This is a genomic window from Promicromonospora noduliphila, from assembly GCF_056951025.1.
In genome coordinates this window covers 1,575,183-1,596,618 of record NZ_CM167806.1, presented here as the reverse complement: position 1 = coordinate 1,596,618, position 21,436 = coordinate 1,575,183, and the positions used below count along the sequence as shown (strand labels likewise).

Below are 21,436 nucleotides of genomic sequence, written 5' to 3'. Positions count from 1 at the left end.
GAGCCGTCCGGCCACGGCAAGGTCGCGGCCTGGGTCTACAGCGAGGCCTTCGTCCCGGAGGACGAGGTGCTCCTGCGCGCCCGCGAACGGGCGTCGGAGCTCGGCACGCCCGCCGTCCTGCCCGGCGTCGGCGCGGTGCTGCGGGTGCTGGCCGCCGCCACCAACGCGCACGCGGTGGTCGAGGTCGGCACGGGCGCCGGCGTGGCGGCGCTCTGGCTGCTGCGGGGGATGCCGCTCGAGGGCCAGCTCACCACCATCGACCGGGAGGTGGAGCACCAGCGGGCGGCGCGGACGGCGTTCGCGGAGGACGGCGTCGCCCCGCAGCGCACCCGGATCATCCCCGGCCGGCCCGGCGACGTGCTGCCCCGGCTGGCGGACGGCGCCTACGACCTGGTGCTCGTGGCGAGCGACCCGCTCGCGTATCCCGAGTACGTGAACGAGGCCCTGCGGCTGCTGCGCCCGGGCGGCGTGCTCGCCGTCGACGGTGCCCTGCTGCGGGACCGGGTGGCGGACCCCGCGCGCCGCGACGAGCTCACCACCGTCGTCCGCGAGGTGGGGCGGACGCTGCGCAACGACGAGCGCGTCCTGCCCGCCATGCTGCCGAGCGGGGACGGGCTGCTGCTGGCCGTCCGCCGCTGACCCGACAAGAGGCCGGCTCCCGCGCCGGACGGCCGGCAGAGCTCAGCCTCGGTTCAGCCGACGACGGTCTGGAGAGCGTCGCCGAGCTCGCTTGCCTCGGTCGCGTTGAGCTCGACGACAAGCCGACCGCCGCCCTCGAGCGGCACACGCATGACGATGCCGCGCCCCTCCTTGGTGACCTCGAGCGGTCCGTCACCCGTTCGCGGCTTCATCGCAGCCATGTGTGGCTCTCCCATTCCGTTGTCCGGTGTGTAGCAGCATTCATGATCCCGGCGAACGCCGAGCGCACACAGCCATTCTAGTTCAAATAGCGCCCCTTACTTTCCACGCACCTATTCGGACCTGGACGAATCAGGCGAGTCCACGGAGCGCGGCGGCGGGCGGAGCCTCGTCGCGGACGGCTGCCACGAGGTCGAGGACCCGGCGCGTCGCCGCCACGTCGTGGGCGCGGAAGACCCGGGCGCCGAGCCAGGCGGCGACCGCCGTGGCGGCCAGGGTTCCCTCCAGCCGCTCCTCGGGCGGCAGGTCGAGCGCCTCGCCCACGAAGTCCTTCCGGGACAGCGCCATGAGCAGCGGGAAACCGAGCCCGGTCAGCGCGCCCGTGCTGCGCAGGAGCTGGAGCGAGTGCCACGTGTTCTTGCCGAAGTCATGGGTCGGGTCCACGAGCACGGACGCGCGCGGCACACCGCACGCCACGGCCCGCTCGGCGGCGGCCCGCAGGGTCGCGACGACGTCGGCCAGCAGCCCGCCGGGGTACTCCACGCGGTAGGGGTCGGTGCGCGGCACCGCGCCCCCGGTGTGCGAGCACACGACGCCGACGCCGGCCGCGCCCGCCACCTCGACCAGGTCCGGGTCGTGCCCGGCCCACGTGTCGTTGATCAGGTCCGCGCCGGCGTCGACCGCCGCGCGGGCCACCCCGGCGCGCCAGGTGTCCACCGAGACCAGCAGGTCCGGCACGGCCCGGCGGACGGCCGCGACGAACGGGACGACGCGGCGGATCTCCTCCGCCTCGTCCACCACCGCGCCGTTGCCCGCCCGCACGCCGCCGACGTCGAGGATCTCGGCGCCGTCGGCGAACGCGCGCTCGGCGGCCGCGAGCGCCGCGGCGTCGTCGGGCATCCGGGCGGGGGCGTAGAACGAGTCGGTGGTGCGGTTCAGCACCGCCATCACGACGGGGCGCACGGCGCGCCCGGCGCGGCCCACCTCGCGTCCGCGCAGCACCAGCGGCGCGGACGCCGGCGGAACGGCCGGCCCGTGGGGGTCCGGACCGTCCACCTACCGGCCTCCCAGGGCGCTCGGCGCCCCGGGTCCGACGGCGGCGGCCTCCTCGGTGGCGCGCTCCGCGGCCACCGCGGCCTGCAGTGCCGCCTGCTCCGCCGCGATCTGGTGCGCCCGCTCGACGACGTGCCGCACCGCCTCTGCCGGGTCGTCGGTGAGGTAGATGATGTCGAGGTCGGCCTGGCTGATGGTGCCGTGGGTCAGCGCCGTCGACCGGATCCACTCCAGCAGGCCGCCCCAGTAGTCCTTGCCCACCAGGACGAGCGGGAACTGGGTCACCTTGTGCGTCTGTACCAGGGTGACCGCTTCGAAGAGCTCGTCGAAGGTGCCGAATCCTCCGGGCATCACGATGAATCCCTGCGCGTACTTCAGGAACATCGTCTTTCGCGCGAAGAAGTACCGGAAGTTGATGCCGAGATTCACGTACGCGTTGACACCCTGTTCGAAGGGCAGCTCGATCCCGAGGCCCACCGAGGTGCCACCCGCCTCGGCGGCGCCCTTGTTGGCCGCCTCCATGACGCCGGGCCCGCCGCCGGTGATGACGGCGTACCCGGCCTCGACCAGGAGCCGGCCGACGGTCTCCCCCGCCGCGTAGTCCTCGTGGTCGCGCTTGGTCCGGGCCGAGCCGAAGACCGAGACGGCCCGGCCCAGCTCGGCCAGCGCGCCGAACCCCTCGACGAACTCGCTCTGGATGCGCATCACGCGCCACGGGTCGGCGTGCAGCCAGTCCGTCTCCTGGTCCGGTGCGAGAAGTCGCTGGTCCGTGGTCGTCCGCGGGATCTGGTGCCCGCGCAGGAGTACCGGGCCGCGGCGGTAACCGCTGCCGGACTCCGGAATGCCCTCGTCGCTCATGCGACCAAACTATCCGCCCAGCAGCCAGGCACGCAGCGCGTCCCTGCACTGCCCGAGCTGCGCGACCGGAAGGTGCTCGTCGTCCTTGTGCGCGAGCAGCGGGTCGCCGGGGCCGAAGTTGACCGCTGGCACGCCCAGCTCGGCGAACCGGGCGACGTCGGTCCAGCCGTACTTCGGCGCGGGCACGCCGCCCGTCGTGGCCAGCACCGACTTCACGAACTGGGCGGCCAGCGGGTCGTCGAGGCCGGGGCGGGCGCCGCCGGCGGCGTCGGTCACGAGCACGTCGTACCCCGCGAAGACCTCGCGCAGGTGCGCCTCGGCCTCCTCGACGGTGCGCGACGGCGCGAACCGGTAGTTCACCTCGACCGTGCACGCGTCCGGGACGACGTTGCCCGCGATGCCGCCCTCGATCCGCACGGCGTTGAGCCCCTCGCGGTAGACCAGGCCGTCGACCTCGACCTCGCGCGGCGTGTACGCCGCGAGCCGGGTCAGCACGGGCGCCGCCGCGTGGATGGCGTTCTGGCCGGTCCACGCCCGCGCCGAGTGGGCGGCGACGCCCCTCGTGCGCACGTCGACGCGCATGGTGCCGTTGCAGCCGCCCTCGATGCCGGCGTTCGAGGGCTCGCCGAGGATCGCGAAGTCGCCGCGGAGCAGCTCCGGATGGTTGCGCGCCAGCCGGCCGAGGCCGTTCAGGGCGGAGTCCACCTCCTCGTGGTCATAGAAGATCCACGTCAGGTCGTGCGCGGGCACGCTGCCCGGCGCCCCGAGCTCGACCGCCAGCGCGAGGGCGACGGCCACGCCGCCCAGCATGTCGACGGTGCCGCGCCCCCACAGCTCGACGCCGTCGCCCTCGCCCGGCTCGGGGCGGACCAGGCGCGTGGGCAGGTTGTCCGCGATCGGCACCGTGTCGATGTGCCCAGCGATCACCACGCGCCGGGCGCGGCCCAGGTTCGTCCGGGCCACGACGGCGTCGCCGTCGCGCAGCACCTCCAGGTGGGGGCAGCCGCGCAGGACCGCCTCTATCTCGTCGGCGAGCGCCTTCTCGTCGCCGCTGACGGACGGGATGTCGCAGATGAGCTGCGTGAGCGTGACGAGGTCGGCCCCCGTGCCTGGGTCGAGCAGGGCTGGGTCGATCACGGTGTCCACAGGGCAAAGCCTATGGGCTCGCGACGGCCGTTAGGCTTGCCTTATGACGACCGCATGGGGCTTCGGCCTTGCCACGATCGCCGACGACGGCACCGTCCTCGACACCTGGTACCCGGCACCCGCCCTCGGCGACATGCCCGCCGGCGCCACCCCGCCCGAAGCCCTCGCGGCGCTCACCGGCGCGGACGAGGTGCGCGGCGTCCGGCTGGAGGTCGTGACCACGCGGATCGACCTCGCCGACCCGCCCAAGGACGTCCCGGACGCCTACCTGCGGCTTCACCTGCTCTCGGCCCGCCTGGTCCGCCCGCACGGGCTCACCATGGACGGGATCTTCGGCGCGCTGACGAACGTCGTCTGGACCAGCGCGGGCCCGTGCGCCGTCGACGGCTTCGAGGAGACCCGCGTGCGCCTGCGCGCCCGCGGCCCCCTCACGGTGTTCGGCGTCGACAAGTTCCCGCGCATGGTGGACTACGTGGTCCCGTCCGGCGTCCGCATCGCCGACGCCGACCGCGTGCGCCTCGGCGCGTACCTCGCCCCCGGGACCACGGTGATGCACGAGGGCTTCGTCAACTTCAACGCGGGCACGCTCGGCGCGTCCATGGTCGAGGGCCGCATCTCGGCGGGCGTCACGGTGGGCGACGGGTCCGACGTCGGCGGCGGCGCCTCGATCATGGGCACCCTGTCCGGCGGCGGCAAGCAGGTGGTGTCGCTCGGCGAGCGGTGCCTGCTGGGCGCCAACGCGGGCCTCGGCATCCCGCTGGGCGACGACTGCGTGGTCGAGGCCGGCCTGTACCTCACCGCTGGCACCAAGGTGACGGTGCTCGGCGCGGCGGCCGATCCGTACGGTGACGGCACCGCCCCCGTCAAGGCCCGCGACCTCGCGGGGCGCAGCAACCTGCTGTTCCGCCGCAACTCCACGACGGGCGCCGTCGAGGTGCTCGACCGCACCGGCGTCGGCATCGAGCTCAACGAGGCGCTGCACGCGAACTGACCCGGACGCTGGCCGACGGAGCGGGCGGCAACCTCCGACCATCCGGGCATCCCGGACCAAAGGCTAAATTTGCACAACCCCTGACCCGGCGGATTAGAATTCCCGATCCTCCTCTCTACCGCCCCGGACGACAGGGAGACCCCCATGGCACTCCTGGCCAGGACCGTCCCGCCACCTCCCGCCGACGGCTTCCCGCCCCGGCGGCCGTTGCGGCGCCTCCTGAAGTACGTCGTGGTGATCGGGGCGGTGGGCGCGGTGGCGACGGTCGGCGTCGTCGTGGGGCTGAACAGCCTGACGGGCTCCGGGCCCGTCACCGAGCGCTGCACGGCGGTGCTCGACGGCTCGGACTGGTACCTGTCCCCCGCGCAGGCGGACAACGCCGCGCTGGTGGCCGGCATCTCCGTCAGCCGCGGCCTGCCGGCGCGGGCGGCGACGATCGGGCTCGCCACGGCGCTGCAGGAGTCCAAGCTCATCAACATCGAGCACGGTGACCGCGACTCGGTGGGCCTGTTCCAGCAGCGCCCGTCGCAGGGCTGGGGCACCGTCGAGCAGATCCTCGACCCCGTCTACTCGACCAACGCCTTCTACGACGTGCTGGTCCAGGTCGAGGGCTACGAGGACATGGCGGTGACCGACGCGGCGCAGACCGTGCAACGCTCGGCCTACCCCGACGCGTACGCGCGGCACGAGATGCGGTCGCGCGCCTGGGCCTCAGCCCTCACGGGCAACTCCCCCGGCGTCCTGTCCTGCGAGCTCGCGCCGGTGGCGGACGGTGACCAGCTCGCCCCGGACGCCGCCCGCGACGTCGTGGTGGGCCGCCTGGGCCGCGACCTCGGGCTCGCGCCCGCCACCGGCGCGGCGGACGCGAGCCGGCAGGACCCGGCGTCGTCCACCGTGACGGTGGACGCCTCGCCGCTCACACCCGACGACCCCCGGCGCGGCGCCTGGGCCACCGCCCAGTGGGCGGTGGCGACGGCCCAGGCGACACAGGCGGTCGAGGTACAGGTGGGCGGACAGGTCTGGCTCCGCGAGGAGGCCGTCTGGACCGACGCCGGGGCTGCGCTCAGCCCCGGCGAGGTCCGGATCACGGTGGACGCCGCGGAGTAGTCAGTTGCCGCCGTCGGCCATGAAGCCGCCCAGGCCGGACGCGTTCCCGCCCTCGTTCTGGCGCGGCTCCGGGCGCTCGTAGTCGTCCTCGACGTGCAGCTCCGCGACGTCGTCGCCGAGCTTGTTGAGCAGGGCATGCCGCGCCTCGCGGCGTCGGCGCTGCTCGAGCGGCTCCGGGACCGGGGCCGCGGCGATGAGCCGCTGCGTGTACTCCTCGCGCGGGTGGTGCAGCACCTCCTCGCGCGGGCCCTGCTCCACGATCCTGCCGTTCTGCAGCACCACCACGCGGTGGGCGAGCAGGTCGATCACCGCGAGGTCGTGGCTCACGAACAGGCACGCGAACTTGTACCGCTCCTGCAGCGCCGTGAACATCTTGAGCACGTTGGCCTGCACGGACACGTCAAGGGCCGACGTCGGCTCGTCCGCGACCAGCAGCTCGGGGTCGAGCGTCAGGGCGCGCGCGATGCTGACACGCTGACGCTGGCCGCCCGACAGCTCGTGCGGGTAGCGGTTGTAGGCGCTGCGCGGCAGCTCGACGGCGTCGAGCAGCTCCAGCACGCGGCGGCGCCGCGACCGCTCGTCACCCTCCTTGTGCACCACCAGCGGCTCCGCGATGACGTCGCCGATGGGCAGGCGCGGGTTGAGCGAGGAGGCCGGGTCCTGGAACACGACGCCGATGCGCCGGCGGAGGGCCTTGAGCTCCTTGCCGCGCAGCCTGCGGAAGTCGCCGCCCAGGATCGACACCGACCCCGACGCCGCCGGGATGAGCCCCAGCGCGCACTTCGCGATGGTGGACTTGCCGGAGCCCGACTCGCCCACCAGGCCGACGATCTCGCCCTGCGCCACGGACAGCGTCACGTCGTCGACGGCGCGGAAGGTCGGCTTGCCGAGGCGGTGGTACTCGATGACCAGGCTGCGCAGGTCCAGCGCCGGGACGTCCTCGGGGGCCGCCTCGACCGGCGCGACGTCGCCGAACTGGCCCGGCCCGGAGCCCAGGTGCGGCACGGCGGCCAGCAGGCGCTTGGTGTACTCGTGGCGCGGGTGGTTGAGCACCTGGTCGGCCGTGCCGGTCTCCACGAGGTCACCCTTGAGCATGACGGCGACGCGGTCGGCCATGTCGGCCACGACGCCCATGTTGTGGGTGATCAGCAGGATGCCGGTGTTCAGCTTGTCCTTGAGCGAGCGCAGCAGGTCGAGGATGTCGGCCTGCACCGTGACGTCCAGCGCGGTGGTGGGCTCGTCGGCGATGATCACCTTCGGGTCGCACGCGATGGCCATGGCGATGACCACACGCTGGCGCTGGCCGCCCGACAGCTCGTGCGGGTACTGCTTGAGGCGGCGCTCCGGCTCGGGGATGCCGACCATGGTGAGCAGCTCGGCCGCGCGCTCCATGGCCCGCTTGCCGTAGGCGATGCCGTGGAGCTGCAGGCCCTCGGTGAGCTGGTCGCCGATCGTGAGCACGGGGTTCAGGGCCGTCATCGGCTCCTGGAACACCATGGCCACGTCGTTGCCGCGCATGTCGCGCAGCCCCCTGCCGTCCAGGGCGCCCACGGTCTTGTCGCCCACCCGCACGGTGCCGCCGACACGCGCGTTGCGGGGCAGCAGGCCGAGCGCCGTCATCGAGGTGACGGACTTGCCCGAGCCGGACTCGCCCACGAGCGCGACCACCTCGCCGGGGCGCACCTCCAGGTCGATGCCCTTGACGGCGTGCACGTCGCCGAACTCGGTCTTGAACGTGACGCTGAGGTCCTCGAAGGAGAGGACGGCGTCGCCGGCCGCCGTGGCCGGACCGGCAGCGCTGATGTCGAGAGTTGTCATGCTCAGTCCTTGGTCCGGTTCTGGCGGGGGTCGAACGCGTCGCGCAGGCCGTCGCCGATGAAGTTCACGCACAGGGCGATCGTCAGGATCATCACGCCGGGCCACCAGAACAGCCACGGCCGGGTGGTGAACGCCGACTGGTACTCGTTGATCAGGGTGCCGAGCGACGTGTCGGGCGGCTGCACGCCGAACCCGAGGAAGCTCAGGGCGGTCTCGAGCAGGATGGCCGAGGCGATGGCGAGCGTCGCGGACACGATGATCACGCCCACCGCGTTGGGCAGCACGTGCCGGCTGATGATGCGCCACGGGCTCGTGCCGACGGCCTGCGCCGCGAGCACGAAGTCGCGCTCGCGCAGCGAGAGCACCTCGCCGCGCACGAGGCGGGCCAGACTCGTCCAGGTGACCAGGCCGAGCACCAGGGCCAGGCCCCAGATACCGGCGCCGGACGCCGTCTTGCCGAGCACCGCCGCGATGACCAGGAGCGGGATGACGATGAAGACGTCGGTCAGCCGCATGAGGACCGACTCGACCCAGCCGCGGTAGAAGCCGGCGAGGGCCCCGATCAGCGTGCCGACGACCGTGGAGATGATGCCGACGGCGAACGCGATGATCAGCGAGAACTGCGTACCGCGCATGACCAGCGCGAAGTAGTCCTTGCCGCCCGTGTCCTGGCCGAATGGGTACTCCCAGGTGGGCGCGCCGTCGCCGATCTTGTCGTACTGGAGCGTGTAGTCCTTGGGCCACCAGCCGGGGATGGGGCCGATGCCGATGGACGTGAAGGCAACGACGATGACGACGCCGAGCACGATCATCGAGATGATCGCGGCCCGGTGCCGGAAGAACCGGCGTGCCACGAGCTGGCCCTGGCTGTAGGACTTGTCCTCGCCGGGCAGCGGGTCGGCCGAGCCGCCGGCCGCGAGGCCCACCGCGTCGGTGCTGGTCGCCGAGAGCTGCGGCTCGTAGTCCTCGCCGCCGGGGTTGGTGTTCCTGATGTCACTCATGTCTGTGTCTCCTGCCGTGGCCCGCGCTCAGCGCCGGATCCGGGGGTCGAGGGCCGCGTACGCGATGTCTGCCAGCAGGTTCATCAGCACGGCGGCCAGGCCGGTGACGAGGAAGAACGCCATCACCGGCGCCGGGTCCACCGCGTTCAGACCGTCCTGGAACAGGGCGCCCATGCCCTTCCAGCCGAACACCTGCTCCGTGATCACCGCGCCGCCGATGAGGGCGGCGAAGTCGAACGCGACGATCGTGGTGATGGGGATCAGCGCGTTGCGGAACGCGTGCTTGACGATGACCTCGCGCTCGGACAGGCCCTTGGACCGGGCGGTGCGCACGTAGTCCTGGTTCAGCGTCTCCAGCATGGAGGAGCGCGTGTAGCGGGAGTGCGTCGCCACCGAGACGAGGGTGAGCAGGATGGTCGGCAGCAGGATCTGCGTGCCCATGTCGAGCACCTGCTCCCAGAACTCGCCGGTGAAGTTCGGCGTCTGCGAGCCGATGGTCGAGATGGGGCGCGACTTGAGGCTCAGGAAGCTCGCCCAGTGCGCGATCAGGATGTCCGCGACGACCATGATGCTGGTGATGACGCCGGTGATCCCGGTGACGAGCATGGCCTGCCGGCGCGCGTAGCCGCCCCAGGCCGCGCCGATGGCCACGGACACACCAACGGCGAGCACGAACAGCCCGGCGAGCAGCAGCCAGGACGGCTGGTTCACCAGGAGCGGCGCGAACGCGAGGTAGGCGACCGCGCCGACGACGGCGGTGGTGAGCGCCCCGTAGAGCACCCGCCGGTTGCGGAGGCCGGTGACCAGCGCCGTGACGAGCACGCCCGCGGCGGCGGACACCACGAGCACGCCGCCGATGCCGAACATCGGGTTGCGCCACCAGTCGAGCGCGTTGAAGACGAAGAGCATGACGGTGACGAACGCGAAGGTGACGGCCCCCGTGACGAGCCGGCGCCGGGTGGACCCGCCGAGCACCGCCTGGAGCAGGAACGCCGCCAGCAGGGCTATCAGCACGATGGTCCACGGCGCGTACTGGCCCACGGCGATCCAGTTGTTGTACTGGATGGCCGCGTACTCCTTGAGCAGCGTCGCGGCCCAGAACACCGGCAGCGAGAAGAACAGGAACGCCGCGAACGTCACCGAGTAGTCGAAGCCCGAGTACTGGCGGATGGCGGTGAGGATACCGAGCGCGATGCCGACGACGATGGCGAGCAGCGTGGAGACGGTGATGAGCCGCAGCGTCGAGGTGGCCGCCTGCTGGGTGAGCCCCAGCACGTCGACGCCGTTGATGGTGACCCCGAGGTCACAGTTCCCGGTGAAGCATCCTCCGACGCCGCTGAGCCAGTCCCAGTACCGCTCGTACCACGGGTCGTCGAGGTGCAGCAGCGCGGACCGCTGCGCCATGAGCTGCTCCTTGTTCTGCACGTTGGACTCGCGCAGGTCCTTGAGCGGGTCCCCTGAGTTGATGGTCAGGACGAACATGAGCAAGGAGGCGCCCAGCAGAACGAGCGCCGAGGCGCCGATGCGCCGGAGGATGAACTTGAGCACGGGTTGGCCCTTCGAGGCGGACGCAGCACAGCGTCTGCTGGGGAAAGCGATCAGCGTGTCACTATAGGACACCAGGTATAAATTGCCATCATCGCCCCAGGTCAGGACGGGAAAAAGTCCGGGGCGGCGGCAGATAGCCCTGCGGGGAAGGGAACTCCGAGCTCCCTTCCCCGCAGGTCCTGCGTCAGGCTCGCGTCAGTTGGCGCGCGCCCACTGCTCGGCGTTCCACACGACGCCGCTCTGGGCGGCGGTGTTGCGCACGTTCTCCACGCTGGAGCTGCTGGCGATGACGCCAGGGTGAGCGAACAGCGGGATACCGAAGAGCGTGTCCCAGAGCTGCTTCTCGATGATCACCGTCTGCTCGGCGTGCACGGCCTCGTCCGTGGTCGAGGCGAGGGTCCGCCACGCCTCGTCGACGGTCTCGTCGCTGTACTTGCCGTAGTTCTGCGGGAAGCCCGTTGCGTAGATGTTCTCGCCAGAGGCGATCTGGCCCGAGCCGGCCCACGCGAACAGCGCGACCTCGTAGTCACCGTTCGGCAGGTCCTTGTCGAAGAAGTCCGGCGCGGCCGAGTCGACGATGTTGAAGCCCACCTGGTCGCACGAGGACTTGATGGCCTCGACCTCGGCGGCACGACGCGGGTTCGGCGCGGCGTAGCCGATACGAACCTCGACGCCCTCCTCGAGACCCGCCGCCTCGAACTTCTCCTTGGCGGCGTCGAGGTCGACCTCGTCGTACCGCCCGTCGTACGACTGGGACACGACGTCCTCGTAGTCGTCCTGGAACGGGAAGACCTCGCGGGCGTTCATGATGACGGCCTCTGGGTCGATGGGCTGGATCAGGTCCTCGACGATCTTCTGGCGCGGCACGCACAGCGCGAACGCCTCACGGGCCTCCAGGCTGTCGGAGAAGATGCCCGAGCCGAAGTTGAAGTCGAGGTGCTCCCAGGTCAGGTTCTGGTTGGTGTCCACGGTGACGGCGTCGCCGAGCTGCTCGAGCTGCGTGACGGTGTCGACCGTGGGACCGCTCGGGTTGATGACGTCGAGGTCACCGTTGGCCAGGGCCTGGATCTGCGCGTCCGCACCGATGAAGCGGAACGTGAGCTCCTTGGTGGCGGGCGGCGTGCCCCAGTACTCCGGGTTGGCCTCCAGCGTGAGGTACTGGCCGGCCTCCCAGCCGTCCGCCTTGAAGGTGTACGGGCCGCTCACCGGGGAGATCTCCGGGTCCGGAACCTCGCCCGGCTGCGACAGCCAGCCCTCGTTCCAGAACTCGGCGGCGTCCTTGAGGACGTCCATGTCGAGCTCCTGGATGGCGGTGACGAGCTCCTCGGTCGAGATGCCGACCTGCTCGGCGACGACGTGCGCCGGGAACGGCGAGCCGATCTGGATCTGCCAGTCGGCGTACACGCGCTCGTAGTCGTAGGTGAACGTCTTGGCGTCCGGGGAGTCCGCCTGCGGGCCGTCGGGCACGTAGTCGCCCAGCGTCAGGCCGGAGATGTGGTTGAAGAGCGGCACCTCGGTGCCGTCGTCGGTGACCTCGCCGTCCTCGGTGATCGCCTGGGCGGCCCAGTCGAGCACGTAGTCCGCGTAGGTGATCGGCGTGCCGTCGGACCAGGTCGCCTCGTCGTTGAGGGTGTACTCGACCTGCAGCGGGTCCTCGGACAGGGCCTCGTAGGTGCCGTACTCCTCGTCCGTGCAGATGGAGCCGTCGTCGCCCCAGTACCAGAAGCCGCTGAAGATGCGCTCGGTCACGGCGCTGTTGTAGACCGAGTACGTCTCCGGGGTGTTCGAGTTGTAGCCGAGGAACTCGTCCTCGATCGAGACCTTGACCTCGCCGTCGGCGGTCTCGACGTCGCCGAGATCGGCCTTGCACGGGCCGTCCGCCGAGGCAGCGGTCGCCGTGGACTCGCCTTCAGCGGGGTCGTCGCTGCCCGCCGGGCTGGTGCACGCCGAGAACAGCAGCGCACCACTGGCGGCCACCGCGACGGCGGCGCTCAGTCGCCTGATCTTCAATGTTCCTCCTCCAGGGAATGCCGGTGCCGGGCCACCGCCGCCGTGCCGCCTGTGGAGCCGCTGCACGTGGGGTGAGAGTTACGTCACCGTCATGGTTTCCGCTCACGCTACTCACGCGATGGGAGGGTTTGCCCTAGTTCGCCGTTTGCCGAATCTGATCGTTACCGACCTGATATCGCCCCGTAGCGGCACCGTCCCCGCGCAACTGAGGCGGAAACAGAGCGGAAACACCCGGAGGAGATCAGACCCAGCCGTGCGACCGGGCCACCGCGACGAACGCGCCCCGCGTCGCCAGCACCTGCTCGGCGGTGAGGGTCGGTACGCCCGCGAGGAGAACCTCGGTGATCTCCACGGCGAGCTCCCGCTCGGACGGCCCGTCGCCGTCCGGCCGCGACCCGGCGTCGGGCAGCGGCGGCAGGAAGGTCGGGACGGGCGCAGGCACCCCCTGGCCGACGGCGGCGGCCGCCATCGCGGGGACCGGGGCCGGCGCCACGAGGGTGACCGTCGAGGCCTTCAGGCCCCTGTCGCCGTCCTCCACCGTGAAGTCCACCACCGCGCCGACGGCGAGGCTGCGCTTGTCGAACTCGAGGTCGTTGACGTGGATGAACACGTCGTCACCGCCCGTGTCGGGCGCAACGAACCCGTAGCCGCGAACCTCGTCGAACCTGATGACCTTGCCTTGAACCACGACACACACTCCGCCTCGTACGAATCCCTGCGCCCCCGAGTCTAGGACGCTTGTCCAACTCCGCATCGTCGAACGCGCGCGACCCCCCGTTCCGGGGTTCGGTCGCGGCCTCCCGCGCGGCGACCGTCCCCGCGACGACGACGCCGCACAGGGTTAGCGTGCCAGGGTGACGATCCGCGCGCTGGAGACCGCAGAGGTGCTCCGGCGCGCCGACACGATCGCGGACATCTACCAGCGCGCCTTCGGCTACTCCGACGAGCGCCGCGACCAGTTCCGGGACACCCGGCTCGCGTACCTCCCCCTGTACGACGGCGCGCTGACGCTCGGCGCGTTCGACGGCGGCACCCTCGTGGGGTTCGTGTACGGGTTCGACTACGACCCGGACCACTGGTGGCCGCAGCAGGTGGGGCCGGCCCTGGAGGCCGCGGGGCACGCCGACTGGACCGAGGACGCGTTCGAGCTCAACGAGCTGGAGATCCTGCCCGAGCACCAGGGGCAGGGCCTCGGCACGGCGCTGCTGCGCGGGCTGCTGGGCCGGACCACGCACCGGCACGTGCTGCTGTCCACCACCGCGGACCCCGCCGACCGCGCCAAGGTGCTCTACCGCCGCCTCGGGTTCGTGGACCTGGTGCCGGGGTTCCGGTACGCGGGCATCGCGGAGCCCGCGAACATCATGGGCCGACGGCGGGCGGGCTGAGGCGGGCGCGCTGAGACGGGCGCGCTGAGACGGGCGCGCTGAGACGGGCGCGCTGAGACGGGCGCGCTGAGACGGGCGGGCTGAGGGGCGCTCGTCAGCGCTGCCAGGCGTAGGGCGTGGTCGTGGACACCTTGACCAGGCCGTAGCGTTCGAGGATCGGGCGCGAGTACTCCGTCGAGTCGCTGTTGATCAGCGTCTTGCCCAGCGCGAGGGCGGACCGCGCGCGAGCCGCCGTCAGCGCCCGGTAGATGCCGCGGCCCCGCCACTCGGGCCGGGTGCAGCCGCCCCAGATGCCCGCGAAGTCCGTGCCCGCGACCGGCTCCAGCCGGCCCGCCGTGACGATCTGCCCGTCGGCCTCGGCGACCCAGAGCTCCATGCCGTCGTCCTGCGCCAGGCGGCGCAGGAGCATCTCCGCGCTCCGGTCGGACGGCGGGTCACCGAACACCTCGTTCGCCATCGCGGACATCGCCCGGACGTCGGGATCGTCGGTGATCCGGCGCAGCGTGACGCCGTCCGGCAGCGGGACGTCGACGGCGAGGGCCTCCGCCGCGCCGATCATGATCGACTCCGGCTCCTCCGGGACGAACCCGTGCTCCAGCAGCGCCTCGTGCAGGCCGGGAGCATGGTCGTGGCCGCGGGTCTTCCACTCGACGTGCGTGATGCCGCCGTCGGCCCGGAAGTGGGCGACGGCCCCGCGGACGAGCTCCCGGATCCCCGCGGCGTCGGCGCCGCCGAGGTCGCGGTAGGTGACCAGCCCGCGCCCGCCGAGGAAGGTCACCAGCCGCAGCGGCCCGAGGCGCGTCACGGCGATCGCGCTCGGGGTCTCGGCGTCGGTGCGGAGCTGGTCGTCGTAGGCCTGGAGGAGGCGGGAGGGGTCGGTCATGGGCCCACCGTCACCGATCGCGGGGCGGGCGGCAACGGATTAACCGCGCACACAATCTGGCTCGGAACCCCTTTACCCGCCGAACCGCAACTTGCACGCCTCGGCGACCGCCGAACCGCAACTTGCACGTCCCGACGGTCGCCGAACCGCAACCTCCGCGTCCCGGCGACCGCCGAACCGCAACCTCCGCGTCCCGGCGACCGCCGAACCGCAACTTGCACGTCCCGGCGGTCGCCGAACCGCAGCCGACACGTCGATCCGGGCCTCGATGGACACGGATCTTGCGGTTCGGCGACCGCGTTGGCGCACAACGTGCGGTTCGGCAGGCGAACCGTCGTACCCGGAGGTCAGTCCTTGGCGGTAGGCCCGGTCCCAGCCGTCGACGCCCCGTCGCCGGACGCCGTCGGCGCCTGGGATGCTGCCGGCACCCCGTTGCTCCGCTCCGTCGTCGGTCCCTCGTCCGGCGACGCCGCGGTGGTGAGCTCGAACGGCTCGCCGTCGTGCTTCTCCACACCGGTGTCCACGGTCTCGCGCAGCACCTGGACCGCCAGCTCACGCTTGAGGACCAGCGGGTCGCGCGAGAGGTCGCGCCACAGCGCGACGCACAGCACGAGCATGACCACGACGAACGGCAGTGCGGACACTATGGTGATGTTCTTCAGGCCGTTCAGGGCGCTCGCTGGATCGGCGCCGCCGGCCAGCAGCATGGCGGCCGCCACGGCACCGGTGCTCACGCCCCAGAACACGACCGACCGCCTGCTGGGGTGCTCGGCACCGTTCTCGGCCAGCCCGCCCATGATGATGGACGCGGAGTCGGCGCCGGTGACGAAGAAGATCGCCACGAGCACGACCGCGAGCACCATCAGCACGACCCCGATCCAGCCGGGCACCTCGAGGGCGCCGAGGGTCTGGAACAGGATGAGGTCGAAGTTGATGTCCGACCCGCCCTCGCCGATGGCGGCGAGCGCCGCACCGTTGTCCTGCGCGCGCTCGGCGCGTTCCTGCAGGCCGATGGCGCCGCCGCCGAAGATCGCGAACCACAGGGTGGACACGATCGAGGGCACCAGCAGCACGCCCGTGACGAACTGCCGCACGGTGCGCCCGCGCGAGATGCGGGCGATGAACGGGCCGACGAACGGCGTCCACGACACCCACCAGGCCCAGTAGAAGATGGTCCAGGAGCCCATCCAGTCGGCGAGGGTCTGGTCACCCGAGGCGGCGGTGCGCGAGGCCATCTCGGGCAGGTCGCCCACGAACGCCCCGAGGGAAGCGGGCAGTACGTTCAGGATGTACAGCGTGGGCCCGCCGACGAACACGATGATCGCGAGGGCGAGCGCGAGCCACATGTTGGCGTTGGACAGCCACTGGATGCCGCGCTCGATGCCGGAGACGGCCGAGATGACGAACAGGACCGTCAGGACCGCGATGATCACCACGAGCCCGACGGTGCCGATGGCCCCGGCGAAGCCGGAGTGCTGCAGGCCGCCGCCGATCTGCAGGGCGCCGAGGCCCAGCGAGCAGGCGGACCCGAACAGGGTGGCGAGGATCGCGAGGATGTTGATGATCCGGCCGCCGACGCCGTTGACCACCTTGCGGCCGAACAGCGAGGTGAACATCGCGCTGAAGAGCTGCGCGCGGCCCAGCCGGTAGGTGCCGTACGCCATGCCGAGGCCCACTATCGCGTACATGGCCCACGGGTAGAGCGTCCAGTGGAACAGGGTGGTGCCCATCGCGGTCGCGGCGGCAGCGGGGGTGGATCCCTCGACGGTGCCGGGCGGGGGCGCCATGTAGAAGTACAGCGGTTCGCCGACGCCGTAGAACATCAGGCCGATGCCCATGCCGGTCGCGAACATCATCGCTATCCAGGAGGGCGTCGAGTACTGCGGCTTCTCGCCGTCCTGCCCGAGCGGGATCCGGCCGAACCGGCCGAGGGCCACGACGAGCACGAAGACGGTGAACACCGTCGCCGCGATCACGAACAGCCAGCCGAAGTTCTGCATGACGCCGTCGAGGGCCGTGGTGGCCACCGAGCCGAGGTGCTCCGGGTTGGCGAAGCCCCAGACGATGAAGCCGACGGCGATCAGCCCGGCGGTGCCGAAGACGATCTTGTCGAGCCCGACCCGCTGCTCCTGGGAGCCCAGCGCGGCGCGCTCGACACGGTGTGCGGCGCGCTGGACGCGCCCCAACAGGGTCTTTGTGGATTCTGAAGTAGTCATCACAACGGCGCCCCTTCCGGCTCGGGTCTGCCGAGCCGTCACACCGGGGCGCCAGGACTCCTTTACTCATGATGTGGTGAGGACAAGGCGCAGTCACGTTAGCACCACATGCATTTTTCACCCGGTGTTGCTCGGCGGGCCGGCTCCGGAACCCTTCCGTCCCACCAGTCTCCGCCCGGAAGGGCCTCGCGACGACCCGGGGGCCGCGCTACGCGGCCCGCCGCACCGCGGCCTGGTCCTCGGCCCGCCGGGCCTGCAGCCGCTGCCCGCGCGTGCGGTCGCGCGACAGGGCGAACAGCCAGCTCATCGCCCCGGGGCGGCGCGACTCGGCCGAGAGCTGCTGGACGGTGCTCCGGCACACGAACTCCTTGATCCAGGCGCCGGCGCGGCCGCTGCCGAGGTAGAGCCCGATCGCCGTGTCGTTCGGGCGGGCGAACTGGAAGATGCCGCCGCGGCGGCCGAGGCTGATGCACTCACCGGCGAACCCGATGGCCGCCGGCGTCGGCTGCTCGCCCGCGATGCGGTGCAGGACAGTGGCCGCGGCATGTCCGCCGAGCGGACCCGCCGCCTGGCAGCTCATCCGGTACGGCAGGTCCGACGGCGCCGCCGAGTCCCCCGCCGCGACGATGCGCGGGCTGTCCACGCTGGTCAGCGTCTCGTCCGTGAGCAGGCGGCCGAGCGCGTCGGTGCTCAGCCCGCTGCGCGCGGCCAGGTCCGGCACACCGAACCCGGTGGCCCAGATGGTGACCTCGCTGGGCAGCCTGCGCCCGTCCGCGAGCTCGACGGCGTCGCGCGTCACGGCGGTCGCCGTCGCGCCCGGGCCCTGGACCACGCGCACGCCGAGCGCGGCGAACCGCCTGGCCACCGAGCGCCGTCCTGCCGGGTGCAGGTAGGGGCCGAGCACGTCGCCGCAGACCAGGGTCACGGTGCGCCCCTCCTCCGCGAGCTCCGCGGCGGTCTCGATGCCGAGCGGCCCGGCCCCGACCACCGTGACCGCTGCCGTGGGAGGCGTCGCGTCGGCGACGGTCCGCAGCCGCTCCGCCTCCTCCAGGGTGGCGATCGGGTAGGTGTGCTCGAGCGCGCCGGGCACGCCGGGGTCGGTGCTGCCGCTGCCGACCGCGTAGATCAGGTAGTCGTAGCCGATGGTCTCGCCCGCCGCGAGGTCGAGGCTGCGCTCGGCGGCGTCGATCCGGGTCACGGTGTCGACCACGAGCCGGACGCGCTCGGCGAGGATGTCGCGGTAGTCGACGACCGCGTCGTGGGACCCACCGACGAGCTGGTGCAGACGGATCCGCTCGACGAAGGCCGGGCGCGCGTTGATCAAGGTCACGGCCACGTCGTCGCGCTGGGTCAGGCGGTTGGCCGCCAGCACGCCGGCGTAGCCCCCGCCGATCACGACCACATTGGTCTTCGTGTGCACAGTCATGGCACTCTCCCTGTTGTTCGACGTCGATGGCTGTGTCGTTACTGTCTCGACGGGCCGGGCCGACCGGATGTGACATCCGCACGCCGGGGCCGCCGTCGGACCGCCCGTGCCGGGGCCATGGCCTGCTGGTTCGCATGCGCGAGAATTACCGATGCCGGTCCAGGGGGCCTACGCTGAGGCCAGTGTTCGAACGACCAGTCCTGCCGCTGTGGGCGGCGACCGCCGCTGCGGCAGCCGGAGGGTTCGCGCTCGATGCGGCGTTCCCCTCGATCGGGTGGTGGCCGCTCGCCTTCGTGGCGGTGACGCTGTCCCTGCTCTCGCTCATCGGGCGGAGCGTGTGGGGCGCCGTGCTCGTCGGCGCCGTCTTCGGTGCGACGTTCTTCGTGCCGCACCTGTCCTGGGCGTCGAGCTTCATCGGCGACGCCTCGACGGCCTGGGTGCCGTGGATGGCCCTGGCCGGCGTCGAGACCTTGCTGTTCGCGGCCCTCTCGCCGCTGGTCGCCCTCGCCTACCGGTGGCTGCCGCGCTGGCGCGACACCCGCGCGGTGCGGCTCGTGGTGCTCCCGACGCTCGTGGCCGGCACCTGGATCACGCGGGAGCTCGTCCTGGGCTGGTGGCCCTACGGCGGGTTTCCCTGGGGGCGCCTCGGCATGAGCCAGTCGGAGAGCCCGGTCGCTACCGTCGCGTCGTGGGTGGGTGTGTCCGGCCTCGGCTTCCTCATGGTCGCGCTGTGCGCGGCGGCGGCCGAGGCCGTCCGGTGGACCCTGCGGACCAGGGGCGAGCCGCTGGTCCCGCCCGCCGACCGGGCACGATGGGTGACCGCCCTGCCCGTGGCCGTACTCGCCGTCGTCCTGCTCGCGCTCCCCCAGTTCCCGACCACGGACGCCGGCACCGTGCGGGTCGGCGTCGCGCAGGGCAACGGGCCGGCCGCGTACGTCGACGAGCGCGCGCCGTACGAGATCCTCCAGTCCCAGCTCGACGCCTCGGCCCCACTCGCGGACGAGCCGACCGACCTGGTGCTGTGGCCGGAGGGCGGTGTCGGCAGCGACCCGCTGGCCGATCCGACGAGCGCGCGGGCCCTCGACGAGGCGGCCGCCCTCTACGGCTCCCCGATCCTCCTGAACACGGCGTCCGAGGACGGCGGCCTGCTCTACAACACGTCGTTCCTGTGGACCGAGGACGGCGCCGTGGCGTCGCACGCGAAGCGCCACCCCGTCCCCTTCGGCGAGTACGTGCCCGACCGGTGGCTGTACGGCGCGCTCGCCCCCGACCTCGTGAACCTCCTGCAGCGCGAGTACGCGCCGGGCGACAACGCGCCGCTCGTCGAGGTGGCCGGCACCCGCGTCGGCCTGGCGATCTGCTTCGACGTCGCCTTCGACGACGTCATCAGGGAGGGCGTGCTGGACGGCGCCGAGGTGCTGATGTTCCAGACGAACAACGCCGACTTCCGCGGCACCGACGAGAACCTGCAGCAGCTCGCGATCGCCCGCATGCGGGCGATCGAGACCGGCAGGAGCGTGATCAACCTGTCCACCACCGGCACCAGCCAGGCGCTCGCGCCCGACGGCGGCACGCTCGACGCCCTGCCGATCGACGAGGCGGGGCTCATGGTCGTCGAGGCCGAGCTGCGGGAAGGCCGGACCGCCGGGGTGCTGCTGGGGCCGTATCTCCAGGCGGTGCTGGCGGGGGGATCGGTGGTGGCGCTGGTTGTTCTCGCCATCGCGGGGCGGCGGCGGGCGGCGTAGGTCTTTCGCCGGTCTCGCGGTCTCGCGGGTGTCGGCGTCTCGCGGGTGTCGGCGTCGCGGGCGTCCCGCGGGTCTCGGCGTCTCCTGGGACTCACGCCGCGGAGGCGCGGCGGGTGCGCTCGGCGGCCGTCAGGAACTTCAGGAGGGCGCGCTCGTCGGCGTCCATCCAGCGGGACGCGCGCGACGCGTTGGCGCGAGACCGCTCGATGAGGCGGTCGAGCTCGTCGCGGTCGTCGGTGAGGATCGCGGGGTGGATGTAGCTCTTGCGGCACACCGCCGGGGTGTTGTGCAGGTGGGCGGCGGCGATCCGGACGGCCTCGGCGCGCTGCGCGTCGTGCTCCCGCCCGTTCGCCGGTTCGAGGCGGCGTAGATACCCGAAGGCGACGGCGCTGGCTCCCCACGTGCGGAACGTCTTGGACGTGTAGTCGGCGGCGGTCACCAGGCCGAGGTAGTCGTTGACGTCGCGCGATCCGACGCTCCGGACGGCGTCGCCGTCCACGTACTGCAGCAGGTGCTGGCCAGGCAGCTCCCGGCAGCGGCGCACGATGTTCGCCACCCGCCGGTCGTGGACCACGACGTCGTGCGGCGCGCCGGACTTGCCCGGGAAGCGGAACCGGACCTCGGCGCCGTCGACGGTGGTGTGCCGGTTGCGCAGCGTCGTCAGCCCGAACGATTCGCCGGAGCGCACGTACTCGTCGTTGCCCACGCGGATCAGGGTCGCGTCGAGCAGCCAGACGACGGTGGCGACCACCCGGTCCAGGCCCAGGCGCGGTGCGCGCATGTCGGCGTCGACGCGCTCGCGGAGCGCCGTCAGCCCGTCGCCGAACGCCACCAGCTCGTGGAACTTGGCGGCGTCGCGGCGCTTGCGCCACTGGCGGTGGTACAGGTACTGCTTGCGGTGCTTGGCGTCGCGCCCGGTGGCCTGCACGTGGCCGGTGGGATCGACGCAGATCCACACGTCGGTCCACGCGGGCGGCACGGCGAGGGACCGGATCCGGTCGAGCGTCTCCCGGTCGGTGATCCGGGCGCCGCTGTGGTCCAGGTAGCTGAACCCCGTGCCGCGCCGACGGCGGTGGATGCCCGGGTCGGCGTCGCAGCTATGGGTGAGCAGGTCTCCCACGGCACTCATCACCGCTCCCTCCTCGTGCCATCCACCCCGTGCCGACGCACCTGGCCTTCCGCCGCTCTGGCGCCTCCAGCCACTATGGCGCGCGGGTCTTCCGCTGGCATCCGGCGCGCGCTGGCATCCGGCGCGACGGCCGGGCGGGCCGCTCGTTCCGTGCCGGCCCGCCGCCGGTGTCTCTCGGTGCTGGGCCACGGCCGCGGCCGTCGTCCGCGGGGCGTTGCGCTCCGCCGACGCCTGGACCATCGTGGACTCGCCCTGGTCCCAC

At 72.1% G+C, this 21,436-nt stretch carries 18 protein-coding genes; 5 read left to right on the top strand and 13 right to left on the bottom strand.

Features of this window, described 5'->3' with window-relative positions; genetic code table 11:
- The first annotated feature begins 66 nt into the window (after positions 1-66).
- Positions 67-639: an O-methyltransferase gene (locus AC0QU1_RS06905; RefSeq protein WP_483575401.1), complete on the top strand. Its 573-nt coding sequence runs from the start codon at positions 67-69 to the stop codon at positions 637-639.
- A 53-nt stretch (positions 640-692) separates the two neighbouring features.
- Here the strand turns inward: AC0QU1_RS06905 and AC0QU1_RS06900 are convergent, their stop codons facing one another.
- The 4 genes from AC0QU1_RS06900 to dapE form a co-directional block, all read right to left on the bottom strand.
- Positions 693-860 carry a DUF3117 domain-containing protein gene (locus AC0QU1_RS06900; RefSeq protein WP_084467633.1) on the bottom strand — a complete coding sequence of 56 codons (168 nt, stop codon included), beginning with the start codon at positions 858-860 and terminating at the stop codon, positions 693-695.
- A 130-nt stretch (positions 861-990) separates the two neighbouring features.
- Positions 991-1,914, bottom strand: coding sequence for a dihydropteroate synthase (folP, locus tag AC0QU1_RS06895; protein WP_483575398.1), 924 nt, complete (start codon positions 1,912-1,914; stop codon positions 991-993).
- Positions 1,915-2,769 (bottom strand): LOG family protein, encoded by an 855-nt coding sequence (locus AC0QU1_RS06890; protein WP_483575397.1) that lies wholly within the window; start codon positions 2,767-2,769, stop codon positions 1,915-1,917.
- 9 nt (positions 2,770-2,778) lie between these two features.
- Positions 2,779-3,915 carry a succinyl-diaminopimelate desuccinylase gene (gene dapE, locus AC0QU1_RS06885; RefSeq protein ID WP_483575396.1) on the bottom strand — a complete coding sequence of 379 codons (1,137 nt, stop codon included), beginning with the start codon at positions 3,913-3,915 and terminating at the stop codon, positions 2,779-2,781.
- Between the two features lie 43 nt (positions 3,916-3,958).
- On the opposite strand from dapE, the gene dapD reads away from it, so the two are divergent.
- Both dapD and AC0QU1_RS06875 read left to right on the top strand, forming a co-directional pair.
- Complete coding sequence (dapD, locus tag AC0QU1_RS06880; protein ID WP_483575395.1) at positions 3,959-4,906, top strand: 2,3,4,5-tetrahydropyridine-2,6-dicarboxylate N-succinyltransferase; 948 nt, start codon at positions 3,959-3,961, stop codon at positions 4,904-4,906.
- A gap of 144 nt (positions 4,907-5,050) precedes the next feature.
- Positions 5,051-6,013: a hypothetical protein gene (locus AC0QU1_RS06875; RefSeq protein WP_483575394.1), complete on the top strand. Its 963-nt coding sequence runs from the start codon at positions 5,051-5,053 to the stop codon at positions 6,011-6,013.
- Here AC0QU1_RS06875 and AC0QU1_RS06870 read toward each other — a convergent pair whose 3' ends face one another.
- From AC0QU1_RS06870 to AC0QU1_RS06850, 5 genes are all read right to left on the bottom strand, one after another.
- On the bottom strand, positions 6,014-7,831 hold the full coding sequence (locus AC0QU1_RS06870) for an ABC transporter ATP-binding protein (RefSeq protein WP_483575392.1): 1,818 nt from the start codon (positions 7,829-7,831) through the stop codon (positions 6,014-6,016).
- Between the two features lie 2 nt (positions 7,832-7,833).
- Positions 7,834-8,832, bottom strand: a complete 999-nt coding sequence (locus AC0QU1_RS06865) for an ABC transporter permease (protein WP_483575390.1) — start codon at positions 8,830-8,832, stop codon at positions 7,834-7,836.
- Positions 8,833-8,859: 27 nt separating this feature from the next.
- Positions 8,860-10,380 carry an ABC transporter permease gene (locus tag AC0QU1_RS06860; protein WP_483575389.1) on the bottom strand — a complete coding sequence of 507 codons (1,521 nt, stop codon included), beginning with the start codon at positions 10,378-10,380 and terminating at the stop codon, positions 8,860-8,862.
- 195 nt (positions 10,381-10,575) lie between these two features.
- Positions 10,576-12,390 carry an ABC transporter family substrate-binding protein gene (locus AC0QU1_RS06855; RefSeq protein WP_483575387.1) on the bottom strand — a complete coding sequence of 605 codons (1,815 nt, stop codon included), beginning with the start codon at positions 12,388-12,390 and terminating at the stop codon, positions 10,576-10,578.
- Positions 12,391-12,631: 241 nt separating this feature from the next.
- Positions 12,632-13,078, bottom strand: a complete 447-nt coding sequence (locus tag AC0QU1_RS06850; protein ID WP_483575386.1) for a cold-shock protein — start codon at positions 13,076-13,078, stop codon at positions 12,632-12,634.
- A gap of 166 nt (positions 13,079-13,244) precedes the next feature.
- On the opposite strand from AC0QU1_RS06850, the gene AC0QU1_RS06845 reads away from it, so the two are divergent.
- Entirely contained in the window at positions 13,245-13,775 is a 531-nt protein-coding gene (locus AC0QU1_RS06845) for a GNAT family N-acetyltransferase (protein ID WP_483575385.1), read from the top strand.
- A 94-nt stretch (positions 13,776-13,869) separates the two neighbouring features.
- Here AC0QU1_RS06845 and AC0QU1_RS06840 read toward each other — a convergent pair whose 3' ends face one another.
- The 3 genes from AC0QU1_RS06840 to AC0QU1_RS06830 form a co-directional block, all read right to left on the bottom strand.
- Positions 13,870-14,658, bottom strand: coding sequence for a GNAT family N-acetyltransferase (locus AC0QU1_RS06840; protein ID WP_483575384.1), 789 nt, complete (start codon positions 14,656-14,658; stop codon positions 13,870-13,872).
- 347 nt (positions 14,659-15,005) lie between these two features.
- Entirely contained in the window at positions 15,006-16,874 is a 1,869-nt protein-coding gene (locus tag AC0QU1_RS06835) for a BCCT family transporter (protein ID WP_483575383.1), read from the bottom strand.
- Between the two features lie 208 nt (positions 16,875-17,082).
- Positions 17,083-18,300, bottom strand: coding sequence for an NAD(P)/FAD-dependent oxidoreductase (locus AC0QU1_RS06830; RefSeq protein WP_483575381.1), 1,218 nt, complete (start codon positions 18,298-18,300; stop codon positions 17,083-17,085).
- A 182-nt stretch (positions 18,301-18,482) separates the two neighbouring features.
- Here AC0QU1_RS06830 and lnt point away from each other — a divergent pair, with 182 nt between their 5' ends.
- Positions 18,483-20,045: an apolipoprotein N-acyltransferase gene (lnt, locus tag AC0QU1_RS06825; protein ID WP_483575380.1), complete on the top strand. Its 1,563-nt coding sequence runs from the start codon at positions 18,483-18,485 to the stop codon at positions 20,043-20,045.
- Between the two features lie 91 nt (positions 20,046-20,136).
- Here the strand turns inward: lnt and AC0QU1_RS06820 are convergent, their stop codons facing one another.
- Positions 20,137-21,174, bottom strand: coding sequence for a DNA topoisomerase IB (locus AC0QU1_RS06820; RefSeq protein WP_483575379.1), 1,038 nt, complete (start codon positions 21,172-21,174; stop codon positions 20,137-20,139).
- Between the last annotated feature and the right edge of the window lie 262 nt (positions 21,175-21,436).

Coding starts and splice junctions, on each gene's coding strand:
- AC0QU1_RS06900 (WP_084467633.1), bottom strand. CDS start 860: ATGGCTGCGATGAAGCCGCGAACGGGTGACGGACCGCTCGAGGTCACC.
- AC0QU1_RS06890 (WP_483575397.1), bottom strand. CDS start 2,769: ATGAGCGACGAGGGCATTCCGGAGTCCGGCAGCGGTTACCGCCGCGGC.
- dapD (WP_483575395.1), top strand. CDS start 3,959: ATGACGACCGCATGGGGCTTCGGCCTTGCCACGATCGCCGACGACGGC.
- AC0QU1_RS06875 (WP_483575394.1), top strand. CDS start 5,051: ATGGCACTCCTGGCCAGGACCGTCCCGCCACCTCCCGCCGACGGCTTC.
- AC0QU1_RS06870 (WP_483575392.1), bottom strand. CDS start 7,831: ATGACAACTCTCGACATCAGCGCTGCCGGTCCGGCCACGGCGGCCGGC.
- AC0QU1_RS06865 (WP_483575390.1), bottom strand. CDS start 8,832: ATGAGTGACATCAGGAACACCAACCCCGGCGGCGAGGACTACGAGCCG.
- AC0QU1_RS06840 (WP_483575384.1), bottom strand. CDS start 14,658: ATGACCGACCCCTCCCGCCTCCTCCAGGCCTACGACGACCAGCTCCGC.
- AC0QU1_RS06835 (WP_483575383.1), bottom strand. CDS start 16,874: ATGACTACTTCAGAATCCACAAAGACCCTGTTGGGGCGCGTCCAGCGC.
- AC0QU1_RS06830 (WP_483575381.1), bottom strand. CDS start 18,300: ATGACTGTGCACACGAAGACCAATGTGGTCGTGATCGGCGGGGGCTAC.
- AC0QU1_RS06820 (WP_483575379.1), bottom strand. CDS start 21,174: ATGAGTGCCGTGGGAGACCTGCTCACCCATAGCTGCGACGCCGACCCG.